This window comes from Prauserella flavalba (genome assembly GCF_003202235.1).
Taxonomy (GTDB): domain Bacteria; phylum Actinomycetota; class Actinomycetes; order Mycobacteriales; family Pseudonocardiaceae; genus Prauserella_A; species Prauserella_A flavalba.
The window spans coordinates 878,312-903,025 of record NZ_MASU01000005.1 but is presented as its reverse complement, the minus strand read 5'-3'; the positions used below and the strand labels follow the sequence as shown (position 1 = coordinate 903,025).

Annotated in this window: 27 protein-coding genes; 18 read left to right on the top strand and 9 right to left on the bottom strand. The window is 71.7% G+C overall.

The features are described from left to right. Positions 1–63 precede the first annotated feature (63 nt). From BA062_RS11685 to BA062_RS11655, 7 genes are all read left to right on the top strand, one after another. Positions 64–1,332: a styrene monooxygenase/indole monooxygenase family protein gene (locus tag BA062_RS11685; RefSeq protein WP_168213927.1), complete on the top strand. Its 1,269-nt coding sequence runs from the start codon at positions 64–66 to the stop codon at positions 1,330–1,332. Next, positions 1,299–2,264, top strand: a complete 966-nt coding sequence (locus BA062_RS11680; RefSeq protein ID WP_110336062.1) for an AraC-like ligand-binding domain-containing protein — start codon at positions 1,299–1,301, stop codon at positions 2,262–2,264. The genes BA062_RS11685 and BA062_RS11680 overlap by 34 nt, the downstream gene beginning before the upstream one ends. 63 nt (positions 2,265–2,327) lie before the next feature. Continuing rightward, positions 2,328–3,764 (top strand): aldehyde dehydrogenase family protein, encoded by a 1,437-nt coding sequence (locus BA062_RS11675; protein WP_110336061.1) that lies wholly within the window; start codon positions 2,328–2,330, stop codon positions 3,762–3,764. Positions 3,765–3,778: 14 nt separating this feature from the next. Continuing rightward, on the top strand, positions 3,779–5,002 hold the full coding sequence (locus BA062_RS11670) for a styrene monooxygenase/indole monooxygenase family protein (protein ID WP_110336060.1): 1,224 nt from the start codon (positions 3,779–3,781) through the stop codon (positions 5,000–5,002). A 23-nt stretch (positions 5,003–5,025) separates the two neighbouring features. Next, complete coding sequence (locus tag BA062_RS11665) at positions 5,026–5,337, top strand: EthD family reductase (protein WP_110336059.1); 312 nt, start codon at positions 5,026–5,028, stop codon at positions 5,335–5,337. Next, positions 5,334–5,849: a flavin reductase family protein gene (locus tag BA062_RS11660; protein WP_245959779.1), complete on the top strand. Its 516-nt coding sequence runs from the start codon at positions 5,334–5,336 to the stop codon at positions 5,847–5,849. Before BA062_RS11665 ends, BA062_RS11660 begins: the two co-directional genes overlap by 4 nt. Positions 5,850–5,887: 38 nt before the next feature. Continuing rightward, a complete protein-coding gene (locus BA062_RS11655; RefSeq protein WP_110336058.1) occupies positions 5,888–6,895 on the top strand; it encodes a Rieske (2Fe-2S) protein in 1,008 nt (335 codons plus the stop codon). Here BA062_RS11655 and BA062_RS11650 read toward each other — a convergent pair. Next, positions 6,892–7,839 carry a 5'-3' exonuclease gene (locus BA062_RS11650; RefSeq protein WP_245959778.1) on the bottom strand — a complete coding sequence of 316 codons (948 nt, stop codon included), beginning with the start codon at positions 7,837–7,839 and terminating at the stop codon, positions 6,892–6,894. The genes BA062_RS11655 and BA062_RS11650 overlap by 4 nt on opposite strands. A gap of 25 nt (positions 7,840–7,864) precedes the next feature. On the opposite strand from BA062_RS11650, the gene BA062_RS11645 reads away from it, so the two are divergent. Genes BA062_RS11645 through BA062_RS11625 form a run of 5 tightly spaced genes read left to right on the top strand, consistent with a single transcriptional unit; the run spans position 7,865 to position 10,692 of the window. Continuing rightward, positions 7,865–8,497: a class I SAM-dependent methyltransferase gene (locus tag BA062_RS11645; RefSeq protein WP_110336056.1), complete on the top strand. Its 633-nt coding sequence runs from the start codon at positions 7,865–7,867 to the stop codon at positions 8,495–8,497. Between the two features lie 38 nt (positions 8,498–8,535). Next, positions 8,536–9,684: a M24 family metallopeptidase gene (locus BA062_RS11640; protein ID WP_110336055.1), complete on the top strand. Its 1,149-nt coding sequence runs from the start codon at positions 8,536–8,538 to the stop codon at positions 9,682–9,684. Continuing rightward, positions 9,681–10,136 (top strand): Lrp/AsnC family transcriptional regulator, encoded by a 456-nt coding sequence (locus BA062_RS11635; RefSeq protein WP_110336054.1) that lies wholly within the window; start codon positions 9,681–9,683, stop codon positions 10,134–10,136. Before BA062_RS11640 ends, BA062_RS11635 begins: the two co-directional genes overlap by 4 nt. A gap of 39 nt (positions 10,137–10,175) precedes the next feature. After that, on the top strand, positions 10,176–10,406 hold the full coding sequence (locus BA062_RS11630; protein WP_110336053.1) for a hypothetical protein: 231 nt from the start codon (positions 10,176–10,178) through the stop codon (positions 10,404–10,406). Continuing rightward, positions 10,393–10,692, top strand: a complete 300-nt coding sequence (locus tag BA062_RS11625) for a hypothetical protein (protein ID WP_110336052.1) — start codon at positions 10,393–10,395, stop codon at positions 10,690–10,692. The genes BA062_RS11630 and BA062_RS11625 overlap by 14 nt, the downstream gene beginning before the upstream one ends. A 91-nt stretch (positions 10,693–10,783) precedes the next feature. Here BA062_RS11625 and BA062_RS11620 read toward each other — a convergent pair whose 3' ends face one another. Beyond that, entirely contained in the window at positions 10,784–11,866 is a 1,083-nt protein-coding gene (locus BA062_RS11620) for a GDSL-type esterase/lipase family protein (RefSeq protein ID WP_110336051.1), read from the bottom strand. 62 nt (positions 11,867–11,928) lie between these two features. Between BA062_RS11620 and BA062_RS11615 the strand changes: the two genes are divergently transcribed. Continuing rightward, complete coding sequence (locus BA062_RS11615; protein WP_110336050.1) at positions 11,929–12,627, top strand: HAD family hydrolase; 699 nt, start codon at positions 11,929–11,931, stop codon at positions 12,625–12,627. Positions 12,628–12,633: 6 nt separating this feature from the next. Here the strand turns inward: BA062_RS11615 and BA062_RS11610 are convergent, their stop codons facing one another. Continuing rightward, positions 12,634–14,019, bottom strand: coding sequence for a KamA family radical SAM protein (locus tag BA062_RS11610; RefSeq protein WP_110336049.1), 1,386 nt, complete (start codon positions 14,017–14,019; stop codon positions 12,634–12,636). Between the two features lie 99 nt (positions 14,020–14,118). On the opposite strand from BA062_RS11610, the gene BA062_RS11605 reads away from it, so the two are divergent. Beyond that, entirely contained in the window at positions 14,119–15,717 is a 1,599-nt protein-coding gene (locus BA062_RS11605; protein WP_110336048.1) for an amidohydrolase, read from the top strand. On the opposite strand, the gene BA062_RS11600 is transcribed toward BA062_RS11605, so the two are convergent. Both BA062_RS11600 and BA062_RS11595 read right to left on the bottom strand, forming a co-directional pair. After that, positions 15,702–16,109: a hypothetical protein gene (locus BA062_RS11600; protein WP_210406822.1), complete on the bottom strand. Its 408-nt coding sequence runs from the start codon at positions 16,107–16,109 to the stop codon at positions 15,702–15,704. The two genes, BA062_RS11605 and BA062_RS11600, sit on opposite strands and share 16 nt — an antisense overlap. Further along, positions 16,103–16,810: an SDR family oxidoreductase gene (locus BA062_RS11595; RefSeq protein WP_110337260.1), complete on the bottom strand. Its 708-nt coding sequence runs from the start codon at positions 16,808–16,810 to the stop codon at positions 16,103–16,105. Before BA062_RS11595 ends, BA062_RS11600 begins: the two co-directional genes overlap by 7 nt. 100 nt (positions 16,811–16,910) lie before the next feature. Between BA062_RS11595 and BA062_RS11590 the strand changes: the two genes are divergently transcribed. Genes BA062_RS11590 through BA062_RS11580 form a run of 3 tightly spaced genes read left to right on the top strand, consistent with a single transcriptional unit; the run spans position 16,911 to position 20,141 of the window. Continuing rightward, on the top strand, positions 16,911–17,738 hold the full coding sequence (locus BA062_RS11590) for a helix-turn-helix transcriptional regulator (RefSeq protein ID WP_110336046.1): 828 nt from the start codon (positions 16,911–16,913) through the stop codon (positions 17,736–17,738). Positions 17,739–17,768: 30 nt separating this feature from the next. Further along, positions 17,769–19,364 carry an apolipoprotein N-acyltransferase gene (gene lnt, locus BA062_RS11585; RefSeq protein WP_110336045.1) on the top strand — a complete coding sequence of 532 codons (1,596 nt, stop codon included), beginning with the start codon at positions 17,769–17,771 and terminating at the stop codon, positions 19,362–19,364. A gap of 12 nt (positions 19,365–19,376) precedes the next feature. After that, positions 19,377–20,141: a polyprenol monophosphomannose synthase gene (locus BA062_RS11580; RefSeq protein WP_110336044.1), complete on the top strand. Its 765-nt coding sequence runs from the start codon at positions 19,377–19,379 to the stop codon at positions 20,139–20,141. Positions 20,142–20,225: 84 nt separating this feature from the next. Here the strand turns inward: BA062_RS11580 and BA062_RS11575 are convergent, their stop codons facing one another. The 3 genes from BA062_RS11575 to BA062_RS11565 all read right to left on the bottom strand — a co-directional run bounded on the left by BA062_RS11575 (position 20,226) and on the right by BA062_RS11565 (position 23,020). Then, the gene (locus BA062_RS11575) at positions 20,226–20,570 is read right to left on the bottom strand and encodes an RNA polymerase-binding protein RbpA (RefSeq protein WP_110336043.1); all 345 of its coding nucleotides are present in this window, start codon (positions 20,568–20,570) and stop codon (positions 20,226–20,228) included. A 227-nt stretch (positions 20,571–20,797) separates the two neighbouring features. Continuing rightward, complete coding sequence (locus BA062_RS11570) at positions 20,798–21,568, bottom strand: thymidine kinase (RefSeq protein ID WP_110336042.1); 771 nt, start codon at positions 21,566–21,568, stop codon at positions 20,798–20,800. A 27-nt stretch (positions 21,569–21,595) separates the two neighbouring features. Continuing rightward, positions 21,596–23,020, bottom strand: coding sequence for an MFS transporter (locus tag BA062_RS11565; protein ID WP_110336041.1), 1,425 nt, complete (start codon positions 23,018–23,020; stop codon positions 21,596–21,598). 176 nt (positions 23,021–23,196) lie between these two features. On the opposite strand from BA062_RS11565, the gene BA062_RS11560 reads away from it, so the two are divergent. Next, positions 23,197–23,865, top strand: a complete 669-nt coding sequence (locus tag BA062_RS11560) for a transglycosylase family protein (RefSeq protein WP_110336040.1) — start codon at positions 23,197–23,199, stop codon at positions 23,863–23,865. Here the strand turns inward: BA062_RS11560 and BA062_RS11555 are convergent. Then, positions 23,862–24,662 (bottom strand): glycerophosphodiester phosphodiesterase family protein, encoded by an 801-nt coding sequence (locus BA062_RS11555; protein ID WP_110336039.1) that lies wholly within the window; start codon positions 24,660–24,662, stop codon positions 23,862–23,864. The two genes, BA062_RS11560 and BA062_RS11555, sit on opposite strands and share 4 nt — an antisense overlap. Positions 24,663–24,714 lie beyond the last annotated feature (52 nt).

The following is a 24,714-nucleotide window of genomic DNA, read 5'->3' as shown; positions in this document are numbered from 1 at the left end:
GTACGGTGTGCTCGCTTAGAGAACGTGCTGCTCGATAATAGAGCAACTGACGGGAAGCGTGCGATGGCAACGGTCGGCATCGTCGGTGCGGGGGTCGCGGGGCTGCATCTCGGCCTCGCCCTGCGTGCTGCCGACGTCGACGTGACGCTCTACACCGAGCACCCCCTCGAGGACCTCGCCGGTGCGCGGCTGCTCAACACGGTCGCCCACCACCACCCGATGCTCGAACGCGAGCGCGCGCTCGGCGTGCATCACTGGCCCGCGGAGGAATACGGCTACGCGGCTCACCACCACTACCTCGGCGGCGCCGAGCCGGTGCGCTTCACCGGCCACTTCACCAACCCGTCCTGCGCCGTCGACCACCGCCTCTACCTGCCCCGCGTCGCCGCCGACCTCGCCGACCGCGGCGCGAAGCCGGTGGTCGCCGACATCGGCCCCCGTGACCTCGCCCGGCTCGGCGCGCAGCACGACCTGGTGGTGGTCGCCTCCGGCCGGGGCCCGCTGAGCGGTCTGTTCGCCCGCAGACCGGAACACTGCCCGCACGACGCCCCGCGCAGGCTGCTGTGCGCGGGGCTCTACACCGGCGTCCGCGCGCCCGAGCCCGCCGGAGTCGGCATCAGCGTCGCGCCCGGTCACGGCGAGCTGCTGGAGATCCCCATCCTCAGCAGGCACGGACCGGTGACGGCGCTGCTGCTGGAGAACGAGCCCGACGGCGACCTCGCCGGGCTCGCGAGCCTGCCCTACGACGACGACCCGGCCCGGTTCCACCGCGCCGTGCTCGACGCGCTCGCCGTGCACCACCCCGCGACCCGCGAACGCGTCGAGGAACGTGAGTTCGCCCTGACCCACCCGCTGGACCTGCTGCAGGGCGGCGTCATCCCCGCCGTGCGGGAGGACTACCTGCCGCTCGGCGACGAGAAGTTCGCCCTCGCGCTCGGCGACGCCCACGTGGTGGTGGACCCGGTGATGGGCCAGGGCGCCAACCTCGCCGCCTACAGCGCGGCCGTCGTCGCCGCCGAGATCGTCACCGACACCGTCTACGACGAACAGTTCTGCCTGCGGGTCGCGCGCGCCAGGGAAGAGGTCCTGCTCGCGGGGTCGGCGTGGACCAACCTCATGCTCGACCCGCCGCCCCGCATCCCCGAACTGCTGCGCGCACTCGCGGCCGACCAACGTCGCGCCGACGAGTTCACCACCAACTTCGACCACCCGGACCGGCAGTGGCGGCTGCTCGCGACGCCACGGCGTCAGCGGGAGTTCCTCGCCGGGGACCGAGCAGAAGGAGATCGGAGGACGACGTGGTCCATCCAGCGATCGGCAGCACCGTACTGAACACCGACGACGTGGCGGGCGGCGAGAGCGTCGACTACTGGCGCCACGTCATCTCCGACGCGTTCGTGCCGCTCGACGCCGTGGCGCAGGCGCCGGAGTTCCACGGCGAGGTGCGCATCGACCGGCTCGGCGCGCTCCTGGTGTCCAGAGTGGACGCTCAGGCGCACCGGGTCCGGCGCACCCGGCCCATGATCGCCCGCAGCGAGCGCGGCTACTACAAGCTCGGGCTCCAGCTGACCGGCAGCTGCCTGCTCGTGCAGGACGGCAACGAGGCGATGCTCTCGCCAGGAGACTTCGCGCTCTACGACACCGACCGGCCCTACACGCTCGCGTTCCCCGAGGCCACCACGATGGCGGTGTTCATGTTCCCGCGCGAACGGCTGCGCGTTCCCGGTGGGGGAGAGCGGCACGTGCTCGCCCACCGCATCGCCCGCGACGACGACACCGGCTCGCTGCTCGCCCCGCTGTTCCTGCGCCTGCTCGGCAGGCTCGGCGGCACGACGCCCGGTGCCACGCTGTCGCTGGCCGACGCGGTGCTGGACCTGTTGTCGGCACTGCTGTCCGAACGCATCGCGGCACCGGCCGAGGTGCCGCACGCCGCGCTCGTGGCCCGCGCGAAGGCGTTCATCGACGAGCACCTCGACGACCCCGGCCTGTGCCCGGACGCCGTCGCGGCCGCACTGCACGTGTCCACGCGCTACCTGCAGAAGCTCTTCGCCGAGGAGGGCGCGGGCGTGGCGGGCTGGATCCGCACCCGCAGGCTCGAACAGTGCCGCCGCGACCTCGCAGTGCCCGGCACGCTCGCCAAACCGGTGAGCGCGGTCGGGGCGGCGTGGGGCCTGCCCGACGCCGCGCACTTCAGCCGCGCCTTCAAGGCCGCCTACGGGCTCAGCCCGCGCGAGTTCCGGGCCAGGGCGCTGGCCGGTACGTGAATCGTCAAGAACCGTTCGCCTCAGGCAAAGACCGGACACGGGGCCGGTTGCCAGGCTGAGCACATGAACGTGACAGGGCAACTGCTGATCGGCGGCCAGTGGGTCGACGCGGCCGGGGGCGGGCGGTTCGAGACCACCGACCCGGCGACGGCGCGCCCGCTCGGCACCGTCGCCGACGCCGGGCAGGCCGATGTGGACAGTGCCGTCGCCGCGGCGAGAACGGCGTTCGCCTCGGGCCCGTGGCCGGAGCTGACCCCCGCCGCGCGGGCCAGGATCCTGTGGCGCGTCGGCGACCTCATCGACCAGCACGCCGCCGAGCTGGCCGAACTGGAGTGCCGCGACCAGGGGCAGCCCATCGGCATCGCGAGGAACGTGTCGGTGGCCGCCGCCGCGGAGCACTTCCGCTACTACGCGGGCTGGGTCACCAAGATCGAGGGTGAGACGTCGCCGGTGTCGATCCCCGGCGTGCTCCAGTACACGCGCCGCGAGCCGATCGGCGTGTGCGCGCTGATCACGCCGTGGAACTTCCCGCTGATGATCGCCTCGTGGAAGCTCGCGCCCGCGCTCGCGTGCGGCAACACCGTCGTACTCAAGCCCGCCGAGCAGACCCCGCTGACCACGCTGCGCCTGGCAGAGCTGATGATCGACGCCGGGGTGCCCGCGGGGGTGCTCAACGTCCTCACCGGCGGCCCGGAGACGGGCAAGGCGCTCGTCGCCCACCCTGACGTCGACAAGGTCTCCTTCACCGGCTCCACCGATGTCGGCCGCGAGATCGTGCGTGCCTCGGCCGGCAACCTCAAGCGGGTCTCGCTCGAACTCGGCGGCAAGGCGCCGGTGGTGGTGCTGCCCGACGCCGACCTGGACGCCGCCGTGGAGGGCTGCCTGCAGGGCGGGTTCCTCAACGCGGGTCAGGTGTGCGCCGCCTACACCCGCTTCTACGTGCACGCGTCCGTGGTCGACGAGTTCGCCGACCGGCTCGGCAAGGCCGCCGACGCGATGGTCGTCGGCCCCGGTCTCGACCCGGCGACGCAGGTCGGCCCCCTCGTGTCGGCGGAGCACCTGTCCTCCGTGGACGCCCTCGTCCGCGGAGCCGCCGCCGAGGGCGCGCGGCTCGCCGCGGGCGGTGAGCTCGTCGGCTGTGACGGACACTTCTACCGGCCGACCGTGCTCACCGGCGTCACCGACGACATGATCATCGCGCGGAAGGAGGTGTTCGGCCCGGTGCTCGCCGTACTACCGTTCGAGGACGCCGACGAGGTGGTGGCCAGGGCCAACGACACCGAGTACGGCCTCGCCGCGTCGGTGTGGACGCGGGATGTCGGCGCCGCGCACTCCCTGGCCGCCGCCATCCGCGCCGGCACCGTGTTCGTCAACATGCCCAACCCCGTCGACGCCGCGGCGCCGTGGGGCGGGTTCAAGGCCAGCGGGTGGGGCCGCGAGATGGGCAAGCACGCCATCGCCCTGTACACCGAGATCAAGAGCGTCTGGACGCGACTGTGAGGAGAGCACGCACCATGCCGAACATCGGTATCGTCGGCGCCGGGATCGCCGGCCTGCAGCTGGGCTTGAAGCTGCGGCAGCACGACGTCCCGGTCACCATCTACACCGACAAGACCGCGGCCCAGCTCGCGAGCGGCAGGCTGCTCAACAGCGTGGCCCACCACGGCCCCACCATCCAGCGCGAGCGGGAGCTCGACGTCCACTTCTGGCCGGTCGAGGAGTACGGCTACTCCTGCCACCACCACTACGTCGGCGGCCCGAGCCCGCTGTCCTTCCGCGGCGACTTCGCACGCTGGTCCAGCGCCATCGACTACCGCCTCTACCTGCCCAGGCTCACCAAGGCGTTCGAGGAACGCGGCGGCACGCTCGAGGTGCGCATGCTGCAGGCCGAGGACATCGAGCCCATCGCCGACCGGCACGACCTGCTCGTCGTGGCGGCCGGCCGGGGCGCCTTCTCCGCGCTGTTCCCCCGCAGGCCCGAGTACAGCCCGTACGACAAGCCGCAGCGCGTGCTGTCGGTGGGCTTCTACAACGGCATCACCTACTCCGAGCCCAAGGGCGTCACGATCAGCGTCTCGCCCGGCCACGGCGAGCTGCTGGAGATCCCGATGTACAGCGCCGCCGGGTTCACCACGGCGCTGCTGTTCGAGAACGTGCCCGGCGGCGAGCTGGAGATCCTCGGCCGCAAGTCCTACGACGAGGACCCAGCAGGCTACGAGCGCCTCGTGCTCGACCTGCTCGCCAAGCACCACCCGCAGACCTTCGAGCGCGTCGACCCGGCGAGCTTCGGGCTCACCGGACCGCTCGACATCCTCCAGGGCGCACTGACCCCGACCGTGCGCCAGGACTACGCCGCGCTGCCGAACGGCAAGTACGCGCTCGCGATCGGCGACGTGCACACGGTGGTGGACCCCGTGGTGGGCCAGGGCGCCAACTCGGCGTCGCACTCCGCGTGGGTCACCGGCGAGGAGATCCTCGCCGACTACGCGCTCGACGAGGAGTTCTGCAAGCGGGTCGCCGCACGCAGAGCCGACGTCGTGCTGGGCGCGGCCCAGTGGACCAACTTCATGCTCACGCCGCCGCCGGAGCACCTGCTGCAGCTCTTCGGCGCGATGAGCCAGGACCAGGCGGTCGCCAACGAGTTCACGGACAACTTCGACTACCCCGACCGGCAGTGGCGCATCCTCGCCACCCCGGAGCGCACCCGCGAGTTCCTCGCCCGCCACGCCAAATCCTGACCGATCCGAGAGGAGAACCCAGCATGTACCGCCTCACCGTGCTGTACCCGCCGCCCGCCGACCCCGACCACTTCCGGGAGTACTACGTCAACACGCACCTGCCGCTGGCCGCGAAGCTGCCCGGCCTGCGCGCGATGCGCTACAGCCTCGACGTGCGGGCCGCCGGTGGCGGGGACAGCCCGTATTTCGCGATCTTCGAGGGCGACTTCGACTCGCAGGACGCCATGATCGCGGCGCTGTCCTCCGACGAGGGCAAGGCCGTCAACGCCGACGTCGCCAACTACGCCACCGGCGGCGCGCAGGTGATCCACTACGCGCCCGTGGCGGGCACGTGATCGCCGGACCGCGCCCCTCGGTCACCGGTGCGCGCCACTTCCGCGCCGCGCTGGGGCGTTTCGCCACCGGCGTCACGGTGATCACCACGACCCCGCCGGAGGGCGGCGTGCACGGCATGACCGCGAACGGGTTCCTGTCGGTCTCGCTCGATCCGCCGCTCGTGCTCGTGTCGCTCGGCAACTGCACGATGGCCGAGCACCTGCACCGGGGCGACCGCTACGGCGTCACGGTGCTCTCCGCCGAGCAGGAGGAACTGTCCCGCCACTTCGGCGGCAGGCCGTGCCCCGGCCTGACGCCCGACTTCCAGTGGCGCGGTGACCACGCGTTCCTGTCCGGCGGGCTCGCCGAGATCGGCTGCCGGATCGTCGACCGCCATCCGGCCGGCGACCACGTGCTGTTCATCGGCGAGGTCGAGCATCTCGAGTACCGCGAGGGCAGCCCGCTGCTGTTCTACACGGGCGGCTACCGGGCGCTGCACGCCGGGCTCACGGAGGACGTGTTCTTCTACTGAGCGTTTATCGATGGACGCACCTGGGTTAACAAGGACGCGTGAGCGACAACCCTCAGCGGCGGTGGCCTGCCCACTGGCCGGTGCAGCCGATCTCCCGCACGCGCTGGGCCCGGCAGCGGCCGACGGTCGGGCAGGCCGATCCCGCCGTCATCCAGGCGGCCGCCGACCGTGCGCAGGCCCGCCCGTCGGGCAACTGGTTCCCGTTCGCGGCCGCCGACGCGATCCGTTCCGACCGTCCCTTCGGGACCAGGGTCGCGGGCCGGGAGCTGGTCGCGTGGCGGGACGGCACCGGACGGCTCGTCGTCGGCCCCGGTGCCTGCCCGCACCTCGGTGCGCCGCTGGCGCAGGGCCGCGTGGTGTGCGGTGAGGTCGTGTGCCGCTGGCACGGCCTCGCGGTGCCGCCGGGCGGCGGCCGGGGCTGGCGACCGCTGCCCGCACACGACGACGGCGTGCTCGCCTGGGTGCGGCTCGACGCCGAGGGCGGGGAACCGCCGACCCCGCGGCCGGTGCTGCCCGCCCGGCCGGAACTGCCGGGTGCGCTCTCCGCGGTGGCCAGGCTGGAGGGCGTGTGCGAGCCGTGCGACGTCGTGGCCAACCGCCTCGATCCGTGGCACGGCGCGTGGTTCCACCCGTACTCGTTCACCCGCCTGACGGTCGTGCGGGCCCCGGAGCCGGGCGCGGTCGACGGCGACGACCGGTTCCTGGTGGATGTGACGTTCCGCGTGGGCGGGCGCTTCGGCGTGCCGGTGCGCGCCGAGTTCACGGCCCCGGAGCCGCGCACGGTCGTGATGCGGATCGTCTCGGGCGAGGGGGAGGGCAGCGTCGTCGAGACCCACGCGACCCCGCTGGGCCCGGGCGCCGACGGCAGGCCTCGCACGGCGGTGCTGGAGGCCACCGTGGCGACGTCGCCACGCACGGGCTTCGCGGTGGCGCGCTCGCTGGCTCCACTCGTGCGGCCGGTGATGCGCAGGGTCGCGGCGCGGCTGTGGCGGGACGATCTCGCCTACGCCGAGCGCCGCTACGCCCTGCGCACCGGCTCGGTCTAGCGAGCGGAGAGCGCGTCGAGCAGGCGTTTGACGGAGTTGCCGAGGTTCCAGCGCTCCGCGAGCTCGGCCACCCGGTCCGGATCGGCGGGCCCGTCGGGGACCCGGTCGTCGCGGGACTGGACCACCGGCGCGTCCTCGGCCACGCGCACCACCGTCGGCGCGACCGCCAGGTAGTCCGCGGCCTCGTTCAACCTGGTCCGCGTCTTCAACGGCAGCTGGGGGCTCTCCTTGCGCGCGGCCTCGACCAGTGCCTCGAGCGAGCCGAACTGCGTGATCAGCTTGGCCGCGGTCTTCTCCCCGATACCGGCCACGCCCGGCAAGCCGTCCGAGGGATCGCCCCGCAGCATCGCCATGTCCGCGTACGCGGGCCCGGCGTGCTCGGCGGGGACGCCGTAGCGGGCGCCGACCTCGGCGGGGCCCAGCACCTCGGCCTTGGCCCAGCCCTTGCCGACGTAGATCACCGAGGTCGGCGTCGGCTCCGTGCGCACGAGCTGGAAGAGATCGCGGTCGCCGGTGATCACCTCGACCGGGTCGGTGGCCTCCCGCGTGGCGAGGGTGCCGATCACGTCGTCGGCCTCGAAACCCGCCGCCTCGGCGGTCGCCAGCCCGACCGCCTCCAGCAGATCGAGGATGATCGGCACCTGCGGGGTGAGCGTGTCCGGCACCTCCTCGACATCGACCCCCTCGTCGGCGACCTCGGCCACGCGGTGCGCCTTGTAGCTCGGCAGCGCGTCCACCCGGAACTGCGGCCGCCAGTCGGCGTCCAGACACGCGACCAGCCGCGACGGACGCCGGTCGACGATGATCCGCGCGATCGTGTCGGCGAACCCACGCACGGCGTTGACGGGCGTGCCGTCGGGCGCGGTCATCGTGTCCGGCAGCGCGTAGAACGAACGGAAATACAGGCTTGCCGCGTCGAGCAGCGCCAAAGGAGCGGTCGTCACCCGCACAGCGTGCCATGCTCGGGGGATGGGACTCGTCGAGAACCCGTTCTTCGCGAGACTGTTCATCCGCATCGGTGCCCGCAACGAGGCTCGCGGGCAGGCCGAGCTGCGCAAGGAACTGCTCGCCGGGCTCACCGGCCACGTGGTCGAGGTGGGCGCGGGCACCGGCCTGAACTTCCCGCACTATCCGCCGACGGTCGAACGAGTCACGGCCGTCGAGCCGGAACCGACGCTGCAGGAGAAGGCGGTCGAGGCGGCCCGGGGCGCACCGGTGCCCATCGACGTCGTGGACGGGCTCGCCGACGCGCTGCCGGTCGGCACGGGTTCAGCCGATGCGGTGGTCGTGTCGGGCGTGCTGTGCTCGGTCGCCGACCCGGCCGCCGCGCTCACCGAGTTCCGGCGGGTGCTGCGGCCCGGCCGTGAGCTGCGCTTCTTCGAGCACGTCCGCTCCGGCGATGCCGTGCGCGGCCGCTGGCAGGACGTCGCGAACCTGGTGTGGCCGCACCTCATGGGTGGCTGCCACCCGAACCGCGACACCGTGTCGGCACTGCGGCGCGCGGGCTTCGACCTCGTCCGGCTCCGCGAGTTGATCTTCCCGCCCGGTGCGAAGGTGTCGGTGGTGGCCACGCGCGTGCTCGGCGTGGCGCGGCCAAGGTAGCCAGGACGACGGCCCGAGGGCCGACTAGGCTCAGCGCCATGTCGCGCCGATCGCTGCACAACCCCGCCCCCGACGCCGCCAGCCTCCGCGCCCGCCTCGACCGGGCCCGCGGCGCCGCCGCCGACGCGAACACCGACGCGCTGCTCATCGCGCCCGGCTCCGACCTGCGCTACCTGATCGGCCAGGCGGGCGGCTCGTTCGAGCGGCTCACCACGCTCGTGATCCCCGCGGGCGGGGACGGGCCGCCCGCACTGGTCGTACCGAAGCTGGAAGCGCCCGGCTACTCCGACGTACCACTCGACGACCTCGGTGTCGAGCTGGTGACGTGGGTCGACGGCGACGACCCGTACCAGCTCGTGGCCGACCGCCTCGGCAAGCCCGGCCGCGTGGCCGTGAGCGACATGATGGCCGCGCTGCACGTGCTCGCGCTGCGCTCCGCCGTCGGCGGAGCCGAGCAGTGCCTCGCCGGACCGGTGCTGCGGGAACTGCGGATGCGCAAGGACGCCACCGAGATCGCCGCGCTGCGCAAGGCGGGGGAGGCCATCGACCGCGTGCACGCGCGCATGGGCGAGTGGCTGCGCGCCGGCCGCACGGAGGCCGAGGTGGGCGCCGACATCACCGCCGCGATCATCGAGGAGGGCCACACCACGGCCGACTTCGTGATCGTCGGCTCCGGGCCGAACGGCGCGAGCCCGCACCACGACGTGTCCGACCGCGTGATCGAGCCGGGCGACGTCGTGGTGGTCGACATCGGCGGGCCGATCGCCGAGGGCTACAACTCCGACTCCACGCGCACCTACGCGGTCGGCGATCCGCGCGACGCCGACGTGGCCGAGACCTACGCCGTGCTGCAGCGCGCCCAGCAGGCCGCCGTCGAGGCGGTGTGCCCCGGTGCCACGGCGCAGGAGGTGGACGCGGCAGCGCGCGACATCATCACCGACGCCGGGTACGGCGAGTTCTTCATCCACCGCACCGGGCACGGCATCGGCCTCGACGTGCACGAGGAGCCCTACATCGTCGGTGGCAACGACCTCCCGCTCGAACCCGGCATGGCGTTCAGCGTCGAGCCCGGCATCTACCAGGCAGGCCGCTGGGGCGCGCGAATCGAGGACATCGTCGTGGTCACCTCCGAGGGCGCCGAGGCGCTCAACAAGCGGCCGCACGAGCTCGTCGTGCTGGGCTCATGACAGGCGCCGGACTCGAACCGCTGGACCAGGCGATCGTCCGGGAGCTGGCCGCCGACGGCAGGCGCAGCTTCACCGACCTCGCCGAGCGGGTCGGACTGTCGGTGTCGGCCGTGCACCAGCGGGTGCGCAGGCTGGAGCAGCGCGGCGTGATCCGCGGCTACACCGCCCGGCTCGACGGCGAGCAGATCGGCCTGCCGCTCACAGCGCTGATCTCGCTCACGCCGAACGATCCCGCCGCGCCCGACGACTACCCGCAGCGGCTGGAGCACATCACCGAGATCGAGTCGTGCTACTCGGTGGCGGGCGACGAGTCCTACATCCTGCTCGTGCGGGTGGCCTCGCCGCTCGCGCTCGAGGACCTGCTCCGCAAGATCCGGGAGGCCGCGAAGGTGTCCACGCGCACCACGGTGGTGCTCTCCACACCGTTCGAGGGTCGCTCGCCGAACCTCTAGGAGTGTCGGTCGCGGGCGCGCGGGAGTACGGTAAAAGGTATGGCAACACGTAAGGTCACCTTGTCGCTGGACGCGGGTGCGCTCGAGTTCGCCGAACGGGCCGCCAAGGCGCACGGCATCTCGGTGTCGTCCTGGCTGTCCAAGGCCGCCCGCAGGGAGGCCGTCCGCACCGGATACCACCCGCACGCAGCCCAGTCGGCCGAGTCCGCGGCGAAGACGGACGAAGCGGAGATCGCGGCCGCGCTGGAGGACCTGCGTGCGGAGGGGTGAAGTCTGGACCTACCACCCACCCACACGACCCGCCCGCCCCCGCGCGATCCTGCTGCTCTCCTCGGACGGCGTGAACGAATCCGAACGGCCCTGGCTGCTGGGTACCGAGCTGCTGGAGAAGGACCCGCAGGACATTCTCGGCGTCGCCATCGACGGCCGGTTCTGGATCTCGACGCTACAGCTCACCCGGATCTACCGACCGTGGCTCGACCGCCGCATCGCCACGATCGGCACCGACGTGCAGGAACAGATCGACAGCGCGCTGCGCGCCGCCCTCGACCTCTAGGAGCGCGCTGAACAACCGCTGCCCTGCTGCGCGACGCCCAGTCTGGATCGCGGCTCGCTACGGGCGGGGTCGTTCAGCACGCTCCTCGCGGTCAGCCGCGGCTCTGCGCCAGCACCGAGGGCGCGGCGTGCAGGTTCCCGTCCTCGCCCTCCAGACAGGCCGCCGACTCGTCGTTGGTGGTCAGGAACTCGCTGAGGCACCGGCCGAACTGCTCGTGCCCCGCGGCGTTGGGGTGGAACGACTCCTGGATCGCGTGGGTCGCGCGCTCGGCGTCGGTGAGGTCGTCCCACTGCACCGTGAACCGCGTGAACCATTCGCCGCTCGCGTCGCGCCCACCCGAGCACGCCTCGTGGCCATCGCCCGCGCGCGAGAGGTCGAGGAACCGCGCGCCGGCCTCCGACGCCGCCTGCCGCAGCCCCGCCGACAGCGAGGTCGCGCCGGTGTCCTTGACCCAGCGCAAATCCTCGGTGCGGAACGGGCAGCCGTTGAGGTTGCGCAGGTTCTCCGGGATGTCCGGACCGATCGGCGCGGCGTAGGACTGCAGCACCAGCTCGTAGTCCTCGCGGTCGTAGCCCGCGCCGCGGAGCACCTTCTTGATGTCCTCCAGCGCGCCGACGACCTTCGGCACCATCTTGTCGATCCGCGACTGCCAGTCGTCCTTGATCCGCTCGCTGCACGGGTCGCCGTCGTCCATGAACCACGACGTGAAGCACTCGGAGATCAGCCGGGAGAAATGCGGGTCGTCGTTGGCGCCGACGGCCACCACCACGGCCGACACGCGATGGTTCTTCACCAGCTGCGCCAGCTGCTGCGCCTGGGAGGGCTCGGTCCACTGCTTCACGTCACCCAGCGCCACCTGGCCCGACGGTGCACCGGAACACGCCAGGTTCACCGATTTCACGATGCTCGTCACCGTCACGTGGTGCACCGAGGCGTTGGGGGAGCGATGGCACCAGTTGCCGTTGCGGCCGTCGGTGTCGGCGGTGTAGTCCCCGGCGCCCTCGCCGGACATCGTGCTGTCGCCGAGCCCCACCACGGTCAACGGGCCACGGCCGGGCGGGCCAGGCCGTTCGGTGGGCTGCTGCTCGTCCCTGCCGATGAGAACGAAGACTCCCACGAGGAGGGCGACCCCGACGAGTGCGAACGCGGCGAGCCACCAGCGAGATCTGGCCATCGCGGTCGAGTCTAGAAGAAAACGGGTGGCGGCCGCCGGGACCGTGCGCTGATACTCGCGCGGTGCGCGCACGATACGAGAAGCAGGTCCTGATCTTCGACGCCGACGACACGCTCTGGGAGAACAACGTCCTCTTCGAGCGGGTCATCGACGACTTTCTCGACTGGCTGGCGCATCCGACCCTGGACCGCGCGGAACTGCGCGAGATCCTGGACGACATCGAGCGCGCGAACTCCGCCGCGCACGGCTATGGCAGCAAGGTGTTCCTGCGCAGCCTCGGCGACTGTGTGGCACGGCTGCGGGAACGGCCGGCCACCCGCGAGGAACTACGGCGGATCGACGAGCTGGCGGTGGCGCTCGTCGAGGGCCGGATCGAGCTGATCCCCGGCGTCGCGGAGACCCTGGACGCGCTGGGCGAGCGACACGACCTGCTGCTGCTCACCAAGGGAGACACCGAGGAGCAGCAACGAAAGCTGACCGTCTCCGGGCTGGAGCGGCACTTCGGCGGCATCCACATCGTCGCCGAGAAGCACGCCGGGACCTACCACGACCTCGCCCGTGAGTACGCGTTCGCACCGGAGACGACGTGGATGATCGGCAACTCGCCGAAGTCCGACATCCTGCCGGCCAGGCAGGCCGGGCTCGGTGCCGTGTTCATCCCCAACGACAACACGTGGGTGCTGGAGCACGGCGAGCTGGACCCCGGCGATCCCGGCGTGCTGCGGCTCAGCGCGTTTCCCGAGCTGCTGCGGCATTTCTGAGGCCCGTCACCGCCGCGCGTTGTCGGCCCACCACGCGCGCCCGGACTCGGGCAGGGTCGCGATCGGGTCGTAGTACGGGTAGCGGCGGCGCAGCGCCTCGGGGTCGTGGTGCTCGATGCCGGTGCGGTAGTTCTTGGTCCAGTAGGAGATCCCGCGCTCGCGGTCGTACTCGGCGAGCTGGTGCACCCAGCGCTTGCCGACGTACGGGACGTCGCACACGATGCGCGGCGTCGCGTACCCGGGCAGGTAGCCCATGATCGCGTGCTGCAGCTCCTGCGCCTCCCACACGGCGAGCCGCCAGTGCTCGGCGTTGGGGATCATGTCGCACAGGTAGAAGTAGTAGGGCAGGATGTTCGCCTCACCCTGCAAGGCGAAGCACAGGTCCAGCAGCTGCGCCGGAGTGTCGTTGACGCCGCGCAGCAGCACGCCCTGGTTGCGCACGTCCCGCACGCCGACCTCGAGCGCCGTGCGTGCCGCCTTGGCGACGAGCGGGGTCACCGACTGCGCGTGGTTGACGTGCGTGTGGATGGCGAGGTTCACCCCGCGCCGCTGTGCCGTGCCCGCGACCCGCGCGAGGCCCTCCACGACCTTCGGCTGCAGCCAGTGCTGGGGCAGTCCCGCGAGCGCCTTGGTGGCCAGGCGGATGTCGCGGACGGTCTCGATGTCGAGCAGCCGCATGAGGAACGCCTCGAGCTGGTGCCACGGCACGTTGGCGACATCGCCACCGGACACCACGACGTCCCGCACCCCCGGGGTGCGCCGCAGGTAGTCGATCATGGCGTCCTGCCGGTCGACGGGCTTGAGTGTCAGCTTGTGCTTGTCGATGAGCTCGGTGGAGTTGCCGACGAGGTCCATCCGCGTGCAGTGCCCGCAGTACTGCGGGCAGGTGGAGATCAGCTCCGCGAGCACCTTGGTGGGGTAGCGGTGGGTGAGACCCTCCACGACCCACATCTCGGCCTCGTGCAGCGAGTCGCGCTCCGAGTGCGGGTGGCTCGGCCAGACGGCGTCCCGGTCGCTGCGCACGGGCAACATGTAGCGCCGGACGGGGTCGGCGTAGAAGGCGTCGGTGACCTTCTCCGGGTCCGTGCCCGCGTGCGGCGCCATCGTGTTGAGCATCTGCGGCGGCAGCAGCATCGACATCGTCGCCAGCTCGCGCTGGTCGGCGGCGAGGTCGTCGTAGAACCGGTCGGCCACCAGCTCGCCCAGCACACCGCGCAGCTGCCGGAGGTTGCGGACGCAGTGCACCCGCTGCCACTGGGCGTCACGCCACTCGGCCTCGGTGACGTCCCGCCAGCCGGGGAAACGACGCCAGTCCGGTTCGGTCAGCTCGGCACGCCGGTAGGTGTACGGCTGGTCGCCGGCATCCACAGCAGGTTCCTGGATCGCAGTCACATCTGCTCCTCATGTCGGTTCAGGCGTAAAAATATCCTGCCAGATCATCAGAAGGATGCAAATATTCCCGTCTCCGAGTGGCCTGGCAGACTGCTCGCCGTGAGTACCAGCACGACCACGCTCCTGCTCGGCGGGCGCGTCCATACGCCCGGCTCGACCGACGCCACCGCCTTGGCGATCACCGACGGCACCGTCGTCTGGGTGGGGCAGGACGGACCCGGCCGCGCACTGCACCCGGGCGCCGAGGAGGTGCCGCTCGACGGAGCGTTCGTCGCGCCCGCCTTCGTCGACGCCCACGTCCACGCCACCGCGACCGGGCTGCACCTGTCCGGCCTCGACCTCACCGGCGTCCGCGACGCGGGCCAACTGCTGGCCGCGGTGCGCGCCGCCGTCACCCCCGGCGAGGTGCTGTGCGCCCACGGCTGGGACGAGTCCACCTGGACCAGCCCCCGGCTGCCCAGCCGCGCCGAGCTCGACGAGGCCACGGGCGGCGCACCGGTCTACCTGAGCCGGGTCGACGTGCACTCCGCGCTGGTGACCAGCGCACTGGTCGAGCTGGCGCCGGCGGCCCGCGACGCCGACGGCTGGTCCCCCGACGGACCCCTCACCCGCGACGCCCACCACCTCGTCCGCTCCGCCGTGCGCGCCGCGATCACCACCGACCAGCGGCAGCGCGCCCAGCGGGCCTTCCTGCACGCCGCCGCGGCGGCCGGGATCGTCAGCGTCCACGAATGCGCGGGCCCCGACATCTCCGGCGAGGCGGACCTGCGCGACCTCCAGCGGCTGGCGAGCGAACCCGGCCTGCCCGAGGTCGTCGCCTACTGGGGAGAGCTCGGCGCGGCCGACACCGCGGCGCGCCTCGGTGCCCGCGGCCTCGCCGGCGACCTGTTCGTCGACGGCGCGCTCGGCTCGCACACCGCCGCCCTGCACGAGCCCTACGCCGACCGGCCCGGCACCCGTGGCGCGCGCTACCTCGACGCCGAGACCATCGCCGGCCATCTCGTCGCCTGCACCGAAGCCGGGCTGCAGGCGGGTTTCCACGTCATCGGCGACGCCGCCGTGGCCGAGGTCGTCGAGGGCTTCAGGCTCGCGGAGAAGACCGTCGGCCAGCGCGCCCTCGCCGGGCGGCACCACCGCCTCGAACACGTCGAGATGATCGACGCCGAACAGGCCCGCGCGCTGGCGGGCTGGGGCGTCACCGCGTCCGTGCAGCCCCAGTTCGACGCCGCGTGGGGCGGTCGCGACGGCATGTACGCCACACGTCTCGGCACCGACCGTGCCGCCGCGCTCAACCCGTTCGCGACGCTCGCGAGCGAGGGAGTGCTGCTCGCGTTCGGCTCCGACGCCCCCGTGACGCCACTCGAACCGTGGGCGAGCGTCCGCGCGGCCGTGCACCACCACACGCCCGGCGCGGGCGTGTCCGCGCGCGCCGCCTTCAACGCCCACACCCGGGGCGGGCACCGCGCGGCAGGCGTCAACGACGGCGTCACCGGCAGCCTCGTGCCCGGCGCGCCCGCGCACTACGCCGTCTGGGAGTCGGCCGACCTCGTGGTCGCCACGCCGGACTCACGCGTGCAGCGCTGGTCCACCGACCCCAGGGCCCAGGTTCCCGGGCTGCCGCCGCTCGAACCGGGCGCGCCGTTGCCCCGCTGCCTGCGCACCGTCCGCGCCGGTGAGGTGATCTACGAGCGCCCGTAGCCGGGCCGAGCCCACCGGCGCAGCGCGTCGATCGTCGTCTCCGGGGAGGTGTTGAAGCAGAACCTGATCCCGGGCACGAGCTCCACCAGCAGGTTCACGACCCGCTCGAACAACAGCGTGTACTCCTCGGCCATCCGCAACCCGGCGCCGATCACCACCACCTGCACCGGCCGCGCGGCGATGGTCTCGCGAATGAGTTTCTCCGCGTCGTCGGCGTCGCCGGAGGTGAGACGGCACGGCACGATGTCGAACCCGGCCTCGCGCAGCGCCGCCTCACCCGCCTCGATGCGTGCCGTCAGCATCTCCTCGGTGACCTCGGGGTAGCGGCTGAAGTCAATAGCGCTCGGGTGCATCCCGAGCGACAGGACGGTGTCTCCCTTGCTGGTTACCACGGAACGGGCCCCTTTCTGTCGAAGAATCCGCCGGTCGGACCGTCCGCGCCGGCGAGCCTGATGATCGCGTCCGTGCCCTCGGCCAGGGTCTGGTAGCCGCGGTGGTCGTTGAGGTCGGTCGCGGTGAAGCCGGGGTCCACCGCGTTGATCCGGATGCCGTCCAGGGCGCGACCGTACTGGACGGTGATCATGTTCAGTGCCGCCTTCGACGCCGGGTAGCCGAGACCCGGCGGCACCAGGTCGAACCAGCGAGGGTCGCGAGCCACGGCGAACGAGCCCATCCCGCTGGAGACCATCACGATCCTGGGACTCGCGGCCTCGCGCAGCAGCGGGAGGAACGCGTTGGTGACCCGGATCGGGCCGAACACGTTCACCTCGAACAGCTCCCGCAACCCCGCCACCCGCGCCTCGGCGGGCGGGCCGTCCTCTCCGCCAACGCCCGCGTTGTTCACCAGCACGTCGAGCCGTCCCACGGCGGCCTTCACCTGCGACGCGGCAGAGGCCACGGACTCGTCGGAGGTCACGTCCAGCGCGACGAACCGCACCGCGAGCCCGGACCCCGCCAGCTCCGCCACCGCCGTACGACCGCGCTCCTCGTCCCTGGCCGCGAGGAACACCTCCCAGCCGCGCGCGGCGAGCCGTCGCACGGTCTCCCGGCCAAGCCCCTTGTTCGCGCCGGTCACCAGCGCCGTCGTGGTCATGCCCCGAGCGTCGCCGAGCTCGCCGCCCCGCACCAGGACCACCCCGGCATGGGCCTGCCAGTACCACCCCGAACCCCGTGCGGCCCGGCATGATGGGGTCGTGGACAGAGCCGAACTGGCCGCCGTGCTGCGGACCGCGCGGGCCAGGGTCACCCCCGCCGACGTCGGCCTGCCCACAGGCGCACGCAGGCAGGTGCCAGGGCTTCGCCGCGAGGAGGTCGCCCAGCTCGCGGGTCTCGGCGTCGACTACGTGACCCGGCTCGAACAGGGCAGGGGCCCCAAACCCTCGGTCCAGGTGCTCACCGCGCTCGCGAGGGCACTGCGGCTGTCCGACGACGACCGCGACACCCTGTTCCGGCTCGCCGGCGCCCCTCCGCCCCACGACGGCCGCGTGCCGATGCTCGTCCGACCGAGCGTGCTGCGGCTGCTGGACCGGATGGCGGACCTGCCCGCACTCGTGCTGTCGGCCAAGTCCGACGTGCTCGCCTGGAACCCGCTCGCCGCCGCCCTGCTCGGGGACCTCTCCGAATGGCCGCCCACCCGGCGCAACCTCATCTGGCAGCGCTTCCTCGGTCCCACCCCGAACCCGGACGCCGAGTCGGCCGCCGACTGCGTCGGCTGCCTGCGCACCGCACACGCCCGGTACCCGGGCGACCCCGACCTCGCCCGCCTCGTCACCGAGCTGCGCACCGGCAGCCCCGCGTTCGACCGGCTCTGGCGGGCCGCCCGCTCCGGGCGACTGCGCTCCGGCAGCGTGACCGTCCAGCACCACGAGCTCGGCACACTCACCCTCGACTGCGACATCCTCGCGGTCCCGGAGGACGACCAGTTCGTGCTCGTCTACTCCGCCGCGCCCGGCACCCGCACGGCGTCGGCCCTCGAACTCCTCCGGGTCACCGGCCTCGAACGTTTCACCCACTCACAGTGACGTGATCTGCCCGCGCGTTACGCTGTCGAGGTGACCGCCGCGGCCGAAGCGCCCCTCTCCACCGAGCGTCACGAGCCAGTCCCCAAGGGCCGCCGCCTCGTGCCCGTGCTCGCCCGGCTCGCGCTGACCGTCGCTTCCGGACTGGTGCTGTTCGCCAGCTTCGCGCCGCGCCCGCTGTGGTGGCTGGCGCCGTTCGCCTTCGCGGGCCTCGGGCTCGTGCTCTACGGCAGGCGGTCGTGGGGCAGTGCGGGCTACGGCACCGTGTTCGGGTTCGCGTTCTTCCTGCCACACCTGCTGTGGATCCAGGACTTCCTCGGCGACGACTTCGGCTCCGCGCCCTGGCTCGGCCTGTCCGCCGTGCTGGCCGGCTACCTCGGCCTCGCGTGCGCGCTCATGCCGTTCGCCGCGCGACTGCCCGGCGCGCCGGTGTGGCTGGCGATGGTGTTCCTGCTCCAGGAGTTCGCGCGCTCTCGCTGGCCCACCAACGGCTTCCCCTGGGGCCGCGTCGGCTTCAGCCAGCCCGAGGGCGCCTACCTTTCCCTGGCCTCGATCGGCGGGGTGCCGCTCGTCGGCTTCGCCGTCGTGGTCACCGGGTTCGGGCTCGCGTGGCTCGTCATGCGGATCCGCGAGCACGGCCTTCGTCCCGGCCGATCCTGGCTCGGCCCCGCCGTCGCCGCGATCCTGCCCGTGACCGTCGGCCTGGCGGTGTGGCCGACCGTCGGCACGGCCGCCGAGGCCGGCACCCGCACCGTCGCCGTGGTGCAGGGCAACGCCCCCGACATCGGACTCGACCTGCTCGGCCGCCGCGACCTCATCCGCGCCAACCACCTCGCCGAGAGCGAGCGGCTCGCCGAGCGCATCAGGACGGGCGACGTGCCGCGCCCCGACCTCGTCGTGTGGCCCGAGACCGCCACCGAGGTCGACGGCCCCGATCCCGTACTCGACGCGATGGTCGACGAGTTCGGCGTGCCCACGCTCATCGGCGCCGCGTACCGCGCACCCGACGGCATGACCGAGAACGCCGTCGCCGCCTGGCGGCCCGGTGAAGGGGAGGGGGAGCGCTACGTCAAACAGGAACTCGTGCCCTTCGCCGAGTACATCCCCCTGCGCACCATTGCGGGCTGGTTCACCCCGTTCCTCGACGACACGGTCGACATGCGCTGGGGCACCGAGCCGGGGAAGCTCGACGTCGCCGGCACCCGAATCGGACCCGTCATCTGCTACGAGGTGGCCTATGACTACGTTTCCCGGGAGGCCACGACAGCGGGGGCGCAGTTGCTCGTCGTGCCCACCAACAACGCCTGGTACGGGCCGGGGGAGATGAGCTACCAGCAGCTGGCGATGTCGCGTGTGCGCGCCGTCGAACACGGCCGTGCGGTGGTGGTGGCGGCGACCAGTGGGGTCAGCGCCATCGTCCAGCCTGACGGTAGCGTGACGCAGCAGACCGGTCTGTTCACCGCGGCGTCACTGGTGGCCGACGTGCCGTTGCGGCAGCAGACTACGCTGTCGGATCGACTCGGTGCGTCGACCGAGTACGTGCTGGTCGGGGCCGCACTCCTCGCGGTGGTCGCCGGGTTCGTGCTCCGGTCGCGCACGCGCCGCGCCAACGCGGACCACACGCGATAGAAGGGGAGAAGCATGGCGGAGGGCACGCAGCACAGGGAGCAGGTCGACCCCGTGCTGGTGATCATCCCGACCTACAACGAGCGGGAGAACCTCACGCCACTCCTGCAGCGACTGCACGCGACGCTGCCGCAGGTACACGTGCTCGTGGTCGACGACGGCAGCCCCGACGGCACCGGAGAGCTCGCCGACAAGCTCGCCGCCGCCGACGACCGCGTGCACGTCCTGCACCGCACCGAGAAGGCCGGCCTCGGCGCCGCCTACATCGCCGGGTTCCGCTGGGGGCTGGCCCGCGACTACCGCACGCTCGTGGAGATGGACGCCGACGGCTCGCACGCGCCGGAGGACCTGCCCCGCATCCTCGACGCGCTCGAGGGTGCAGACCTCGTGATCGGGTCCCGGTACGTGCCGGGCGGCGCGGTGGTCAACTGGCCGCTGTCCCGGCAGTTCATCTCCCGCGGCGCCAACCTCTACTCCCGGCTCGCGCTCGGCATGGGCGTCAACGACAACACGGCCGGTTTCCGCGCCTACCGGCGCGAGGTGCTCGAGAAGCTCGCGCTCGACGAGGTCGCCTCCACCGGCTACTGCTTCCAGATCGACCTCACGTGGCGCACGGTGCAGCAGGGCTTCGAGGTGGTGGAGGTGCCCATCACCTTCACCGACCGCGAGGTGGGCGAGTCGAAGATGAGCGGCGCGATCATGGGGGAGGCCGCGCTCAAGGTCGCCCAGTGGGGCCTCCAGCGTCGGCTGGGCCAGCTGCGCAGGCTTCTCGGCCGCTGACCGGTCCAGGACAGAGCAGAGCCCCCGCGGCGGGAGGTCGCGGGGGCTCTGCTGTTGGTGGGAGCGGTGCGTGGCCGGTGGCCGTCAGGCGCGGGTGCCCCTTCGACCCTTCAGCTCGGCGAGCCGCTCGTTGAGCAGTTCCTCGAGCTCGGGGATGGAGCGTCGTTCGAGCAGCATGTCCCAGTGGGTGCGCGGAGGCTTGGTCTCCTTGGGCTCGGGCTGCCCGCCGTCCACGATCTCCGACTCGGTGCCGTGCAGGCGGCACTCCCACACGGAAGGGATCTCGGCGTCGTCCGAGAACGGCACTTCGAACTCGTGGTTCTTCGGGCACGAGTAACGCACGGTGCGCCGGGGGGCGAGGTCGTGATTGCGGTCGGTTTCGTAACTGACCGCTCCCAACCGGCTTCCACGGAGAACACGGTCGGCCATGAGTGGGTCCTTTCAGTCGGCTCCCAGCCAGGGAGCCAGGGCGGTGCTCACCCTGTGCAACGAGGCTACGGGTCGTTGAATTCCCAACCGACCATGCCGTTACTCACGATGAGCTGCATCACCCTCGGGAACAGCTTTCTCTAGTGGGAGACGTTCACCGTCTCCGCGTGACGCGCAAATGCCTCTCTTCTTGGGGATATCCCCCACTTGGGCTAGGTAGTGGCCACTCAGGTCAACCGGAGCTGTCCCTGGTGGGACACCGTTGGCCCCAGGTCGCCTCGGCGAAAGTGGCGACGACAAAGTACCTGGTAACGGACCGTAGCGGTTTCGGACTGCGCGCGTGTCGGTACCGAATTCACCTCAGCGGTGGACCTCGCCGGCCCCTCGGTGTCGGCCACGAACACCGTGTCGCCCTCCCGCACCACCCGGCCGTCCCGCACGCGCGCGTTGAACCGGCCGGGCAGCCCGCACCAGCACAGCACCTCCACCTGCACGGGCTGCAACTCGTCGGCCAGCTCGAACAGCCGCCGCGCGCCGGGGAACAGCTCGCTGCGGAAATCCGTCGCGATGCCGAAGCAGTAGACGTCCACGTGCGCGTCGTCGGCGAGCTCACCGAGCTGCTCGACCTGCGCGGGGGAGAGGAACTGGGCCTCGTCGACGATGAGGTAGTCCACGTGCCGCCCGCTCGCCCATGCGCGCCGCACCAGGGCGCACAGATCGGTGTCCGACTCGACCTCCACCGCCGTGCGCGTGATCCCGATCCGGCTGGTGATCTGCGGCGCGCCGGAGCGGTCGTGCCGCACGAGCAACAGCCCCTGCCGCCCCTGCCGGGCGAGGTTGTGGTCGATCTGCAGGGCGAGCGTCGACTTCCCGCAGTCCATCGGGCCGTAGCAGAACTTCACCTTGCCCGCGATCGGCAGCTCTCTGCGGGCACCCCACGCCGGGGCGGACGAGAGCGCGTCGGTCGGGTCGGAATGCTCGTTCTCCACGGCGGTCACGTCGAGCGACCCTATCCGCCTGGCGGGCTACAGGACGGCAGGCTCCCGGTTACCCGCCGCCGCGATGGCCCTTCTCACAGGGACCAGCGCCACGAGCACGAACCCGATCACGAAGAAGATCACCAGCGCGATGATGGCGTACCGGAACGAGCCCGTGGCGTGCCCGACACCGGCGAACAGCAGCGGACCCAGCCACGACGTCCCGCGCTCGCCGATCTCGTAGAGCGAGTAGTACTGGGCCTCCTTGCCCGCCGGGATCATCTGGCTGTACAGCGAGCGCGACAGCGCGTTGGTGCCGCCGAGCACGAGCCCGATGCCCACCGCGACGGCGTAGAACTGCAGCGCCTGGCCCTCCTGCACGAAGTACGCCGCCGCGATCACGACGATCCACACGACCAGACTGCCGAGGATGGTCTTCTTCGCGCCGAACCGGCGCGCGGCGAGCCCGTGGGCCATACCGCCGAAGTAGGCGACGAACTGAATCACCAGGATCGTCGCGATGAGCACCTCGTCGCTGAACCGCAGCTCCTCCGTCCCGTACTGGGCGGACACCGTCACCACCGTCGAGATGCCGTCGGTGTAGATCAGGTACGCGCCCAGGAAGGCCAGCGTGAGCGGGAACGCCCGCGCCGCCCTGATCGTGTCGCGCAGCTCGCTGAAGCCGGCCCGCACGACGCCGAGGCCGCGCTCGCTCCCGTGCGGCGCCTGCCGCTCCCTGAGCCTGCGCAGGGGGATGATCGTGAACGCCGCCCACCACACGCCGGAGCTGAGGAAACAGATCCGCACCGCGGTGGACTGCGAGATGCCGAACGACTCGTGGCTCAGGTAGAACGCCAGCTGCAGCGCCAATGCGACGCCTCCACCCAGGTAGCCGAACGCCCAGCCGCGCGCCGACACCGCGTCCCGCTCGTCGGGCGTGGCGATGTCGGGCAGGAACGAGTAGTAGGTGACGATCGACGCGCCGTAGCCGATGCTGCCCAGGATGTAGAGCGCCACGCCCAGCTGCCAACGGCCGTCCGCGACGAAGAACAGCAGCGCCGAGGCCGTCGCGCCGAGCAGGGCGAACCCGCCGAGGATGCGCTTCTTGTACTGGCTGCGGTCGGCGATCGCGCCGGTGATCGGCAGGATCAGCACCTGCACGATCGTGGCCACCGAGAGCAGATAGCCCCACAGGGAGCCGGCCGGGAACTCGAGGCCGAACAGGGAGACGTCGCAGTTCTGGAGGTTGTTCTCCTGGCCCTGCGCGTCGACGCAGGGGTTCGGTCCGTTGCGCGCCAGGTCCTGTTTGGCGTCGTCGGCGGCGACCGAGCTCATGTACAGCGCGCCGAAGACCGTGATGACCGAGGTGTAGAACGTCGAGTTCGCCCAGTCGTAGAAGTACCAGCCGCGCTGTTCCCGCTTGCGTTCCCTGGCGTCGGCCGCAGGCGCCGGGCCCTGCGGGGTCACGGTCATGCGGGGCTCCCTGCACTGCGAGTCGTCGAGTGAGCGGAGATTACTGCGTGCCCATAGCACGGCTGAAGCCGGTGCGACGGCGTGTCGGTCATGGCATCCCCCCTCTGTGGTATGAGAGACTGTTGTTTTTGGTGTGACTCTTGTGGTCCATTGTCCGTTTTGCTTAGTGTGCAGTCATGGACAAGCACTGGGCGGGCACCGCGAAACGACTGGTAGTGCGCTTCCTGCTCGTGGCGGCGGTGGCACTCGGACTGCCGGTGGCGCTGAGCATCCCGGCGGCGGGGGACCCGTCCCCGGACACGTGGGCGAAGCTGCGCATGTGCGAGTCGACCGACCGCTACGCCGTCAACACCGGCAACGGCTACTACGGCGCCTACCAGTTCGACCTGCCCACCTGGCGCAGCGTCGGCGGCACGGGCAGGCCCGACCAGGCGACCAGGGCCGAACAGGACTACCGCGCGCTCTACCTGTACCGGATGCGCGGCTGGCAGCCCTGGGAGTGCGCCGGCATGCTGGGCCTCGTCAACGACCGCGACGCGCGCAGCAAGGTCAAGCCCAGCTACTCCGACTCCGCCTACATCAGCGGCCGCAAGCCCGCACCCGCGAAGCCGGTGCGGCCGGCCTGGCCGGGCCTTGTCTACGCCTACGGTGACTGCGCGCCCGAACTGCGCACGTTCCAGCTGCGGATGAACACCTACGGCTACGACTTCCAGGGCACCGGCTGCTACTACGAGAAGACCCGCAAGGCGGTGCTCGACCTCCAGCGGGCCAACGGCATCAACGACTCGGGACGCCTCGGACCGAAGACCTGGAAGGCAGCCTGGAGCGGCAAGGCGCCGCGCTAGGGGTTGTGGCCGTTGACCGAGGGCCACGCGCCGCGCTCGATCAGGAGCTCCCGCAACAGGTCCGGCCGGTCGGTGACGATGCCGTCCACGCCGAGGTCCAGCAGCGAGCGCATGTGCTCCTTGTCGTTGATCGTCCACGTGTGCACCTCGACGCCCGCCTTCCGCGCCGAGCGCAGGAAAGCCTTGTCCACAATGGTCATGCGCCCCTGGCGTACCGGCACCTGCGCCAGTGCGCCCCGGCTCAGGAAACCGAGGCGCAGGAACGGCAGCCACCCGTTGGCCCAGAGAATGGCGGCCGAGCGCGGACCGAGCGAGGTGATGAGCCGAGGGCCGGCGAGCTTGCGGAGCCGGGCGAGTCGCGCGTCGGAGAAGGAGGCTCCGGCCACGCGGTCGAAGGCGTCGAGCCGCTCCAGCACACGGACGAACGGCTCCACGGCGTCGGCCGCCTTGACGTCCACGTTGAAAAACGCGCCGGGGAGTTCTTCAAGAACGTCCTCCAGGCGCGAGATGGGTGCGCGGCCCCCGACTTTCGCCCGGCTGACGGTGCGCCAGGTCTGCCGAGCGATCGGTCCCGTGCCGTCGGTGGTGCGGTCGAGCAGCGCGTCGTGATGCACCACGACGACGCCGTCCGAGGTGGCGTGGACGTCGGTTTCGACGTACCGGAAGCCCTCCGCGACGGCGCGCCGGAAGGCGGGAAGGGAATTCTCCATTTCGGACATTTCGTCCAGGTGCCAGCCCCGGTGCGCGAACGCGCGGGGGAGCGGCTCGGCGAGATAGGGATGCGGTGGCGTCGGCACGCCTCAAGTGTGCCGCCCCGGCGTGGCCTCGGCATGAGCAATTGGTGGCGAG